Raw genomic sequence first — 3,247 nt, forward strand, 5'->3', positions numbered from 1 at the left:
CCTCTGGCCTGCCGGCCATCTCCCCCTCGAGGGGGGAGATACGCGCGTGGCCGCTTTCGCAAATCTCAATCCAGGCCCGAAAGGCCCTCTTCCTCGAGCACCTCGGTGCCGCCGAACCGGAACGGCGCGAAGGAGGCGCGGTGCAGCCGCGCCACTGGTCCATGCAGATCGATCGCCGTGCGATGGCGCACAGTGGCGTAGCCCATATGCAGCTCGAAGCCGTAACGCGCATGATGGCTGCCGCAGCCGCACATCATGCGGTCGCGCAACACCTTGGCGACGATGGAGGCTGCAGCGATCGACTGCGAGCGCTGGTCGCCCTTGATCAGCGCTTTGCCCTCGCAGGGCAGGCCGGGCGGCACGTCGCGGCCGTCGGCCAGCGCCAGCTTCGGCCGGATTGACAGGCCGGCCACGGCACGCCGCATCGCCTCCAGGCTGGCCTTGAGGATGTTGGATGCATCGATGCCTTCGGCGCTGACCGATGCCATCGATAGGGCGAGTGCGGAGCCGAGGATTTTCAGGAACAGCGCCTCACGCTGCAAATGCGTCAGCCGCTTGGAATCATCGAGGCCGTCGGGGATGTTGGCGGGATCGAGCACCACCGCTGCCGCCACCACCGGCCCGGCGAGCGGGCCACGGCCGGCCTCGTCCATCCCAGCCACCGGCCAAAGGCCTTCGGCCATCGCCCTCGTCTCGAACGAGAAGTCGGGTTTCTCGACGATTTCGAAGAGAAGCGGAGAATCGGAACGCGGGCGAGCCATGGTGCGGCGAGGTTCGCATCGGCTCCGATTCTCCGCAAGTCCCCTCCGGGTCGGGCGGGGCACCGGACCCGGAGGGTTACCGTCGGAAGCCCGGGGACAGGACAGGCCGGACGGGATTTTTCGCCTGCTGCGGCCGCTTCAAGCGGCTGGCGCGAGACGCTTTGTCACAGCAGCATCAGCTGCTCGGTTGCCTTGGCTGCGGGGACGAACTGGTCGGTCCTCAGCGAGCGCCGCTCGGCATTGAGGCCGAGCCGTTTGGCAGCGATCTCGAAGCGCCGGCCGATCTGCCAGGCATACGGGCCGGAGCCTTTCATGCGCTTGCCCCACTCCGAATCGTAGTCCTTGCCGTCGCGCATCGAACGGATCAGCGATATGACGTGGCGATAGCGGTCGGGATAGTGGCGCAGCAGCCAGTCCTTGAAGATCGGCGCGACCTCCAGCGGCAGGCGCAGCAGCACATAGCCGGCTTCACGCGCGCCAGCTGCCTGCGCCGAATCGAGGATGCGCTCCATCTCCGGGTCGGTCAGTCCGGGGATGATCGGCGCGACCATCACCGAGGCCGGAATGCCAGCGTCCGAAAGCTGCCTGATCGCCTCCAGCCGCTTGGTCGGCGTCGACGCGCGTGGCTCCATGGTGCGCGCCAGCATGCGGTCGAGCGTCGTCACCGACAATGCCACCTTGGCCAGCCCGCGTCCGGCCATGCGTGACAGAATGTCGATGTCGCGTGTCACCAGCGCCGATTTGGTGACGATGCCGACCGGATGCCCGCGCGCCTCCAGCACTTCGAGTATCTCGCGCATGATCCGGTATTGCTTCTCAATCGGCTGATAGGGATCGGTGTTGGTGCCGATGGCGATGGTGCGCGGCTGGTAATTATCCCTGGACAATTCCTTGTCGAGCAGCCGCGCCGCATCCGGCTTGGCAAACAGCTTCGATTCGAAATCCAGCCCCGGCGACAGGCCCATGAAGCTGTGCGTCGGCCGCGCGAAACAATAGACACAGCCATGTTCGCAGCCGCGATAGGGATTGATCGAGCGGTCGAAGGAGATGTCGGGCGATTCGTTGCGCGTGATGATGGTGCGCGGCTTCTCGACCTGTACCTCGGTCTTGAACGGCGGCAGCTCCTCCAGCGAATTCCAGCCATCGTCGAACACATGCCGGCTGACCGGCTCGAAACGGCCGGACGGATTGATCCCCGCCGACCTGCCGCGATTTCGGTCCGGACGCACGCGCATGCCGCTCTGCTCGATCATCGCATTCGCCATCTCGGCCCTGCCAGCGCCGAAGGCGGCAATGTCGGCACGCACGATCTGTTCCATTTTGGCCCTTTCCCAGGGACTGTCCGCCCGCTGTCGAATCGCTCTGCTCATGAATGTATTCCTATCGCATCGATGAGAACAAAGCAAGAACTTTCTCGCGGTGCGCTGCAAAAACTGGCGCTGCCCACCGCTTTCCGCTATTCGGCTAAACATGCTCAGCGTCCTGATCGAAACCCTGAATGACGAGGAGGGCCTTGCCCGCACGCTCGCCTCGCTGATCGGCGGCGCGGTCGAAGGCGTGGTGCGCGACGTTCTCGTCTGCGACACCGGCTCGACCGATCAGACGCACCGCGTCGCCGAACATGCCGGCTGCCACTATGTCAGCGGCGGCATCGCCGCCGGCATCAGGCAGGCCAAGGGGGACTGGCTGCTTTTGCTGGAACCGGGCGCGCGGCTGGGGGAGGGCTGGATCGACGAGGTCGTCGCCCATACCGCAAGGCAAACCATGGCGGCTCGGTTCTCGCGGGCACGCGGCAGCCGCGCGCCGTTCCTGTCGCGCGTCTTTGCCGGAAATCGCGCTCTCGCCGAAGGCCTGGTGATCAGCAAGCGTCAGGCCGCGGCGCTGTCGAAGAACGCCCGCAGCGCCGAAGCGATCGCCCGTGGCCTGGCGACCAGGAGGCTCCACGCCGAGATCTGGGTCGCGCCGCGGAAGTGACGGCTTACCGTCCCGGTCCGGGGACCCCGCCCAAGCAAATTTTCTGGCGGGTCGTCGTTTATTGTGCGTTGCACAAAATCTGATCGGGGGTTACCATTCCCAGCGATAGGGGCGAATAGGGTTTGGGGTGTGCCGGAGCGGTGACGACGACTTTCGTCGATGCTGTTCCCTCGATATTTGAGGACCCAATGACCCTTTCAAGCCCTGACAAGTCCGGCGCTGCAAGCCTCGAGGCGATCGCACGAAACGGCGGTACGCTGCGCCGCATCGCCGCCCGCATCCCGACCTATCTTTCCGACCTTCGCGAGAATCCGGCATGGCTGCCGATGTTCATGCTGGCCCGCACCATGCCGGCGCGGCGCCTGCACTGGCGCGGTGCGAAGCCCGTTCCGCCGGCGCGCAATGTCGGTGAAACGATGTTCGCCGGCGTCGATCGCGATGCAGCCGTTGGCGCGCTGCAGACGCAGGGGCTCTATTCGGGCCTGATGCTGCCGGCCGCCATCCACGAGGAG

At 65.7% G+C, this 3,247-nt stretch carries 3 protein-coding genes and 1 pseudogene; 2 read left to right on the forward strand and 2 right to left on the reverse strand.

Features of this window, described 5'->3' with window-relative positions; all coding sequences use genetic code 11:
• Nucleotides 1–65: 65 nt before the first annotated feature.
• Together E5W70_RS27475 and E5W70_RS27480 are read right to left on the reverse strand one after the other, a co-directional pair.
• Nucleotides 66–761 (reverse strand): ribonuclease HII, encoded by a 696-nt coding sequence (locus tag E5W70_RS27475; protein WP_292664381.1) that lies wholly within the window; start codon nt 759–761, stop codon nt 66–68.
• A gap of 164 nt (nt 762–925) precedes the next feature.
• Nucleotides 926–2,080 carry a PA0069 family radical SAM protein gene (locus E5W70_RS27480; protein WP_292664383.1) on the reverse strand — a complete coding sequence of 385 codons (1,155 nt, stop codon included), beginning with the start codon at nt 2,078–2,080 and terminating at the stop codon, nt 926–928.
• 151 nt (nt 2,081–2,231) lie between these two features.
• Here E5W70_RS27480 and E5W70_RS27485 point away from each other — a divergent pair, with 151 nt between their 5' ends.
• A complete protein-coding gene (locus E5W70_RS27485; protein WP_292664385.1) occupies nt 2,232–2,735 on the forward strand; it encodes a glycosyltransferase in 504 nt (167 codons plus the stop codon).
• A 188-nt stretch (nt 2,736–2,923) separates the two neighbouring features.
• Nucleotides 2,924–3,247: pseudogene (locus E5W70_RS27490) on the forward strand (hypothetical protein); the annotation flags it as partial.

It is taken from the genome of Mesorhizobium sp. (assembly GCF_005063415.1).
In the GTDB taxonomy this organism is placed as follows: Bacteria; Pseudomonadota; Alphaproteobacteria; order Rhizobiales; family Rhizobiaceae; genus Mesorhizobium.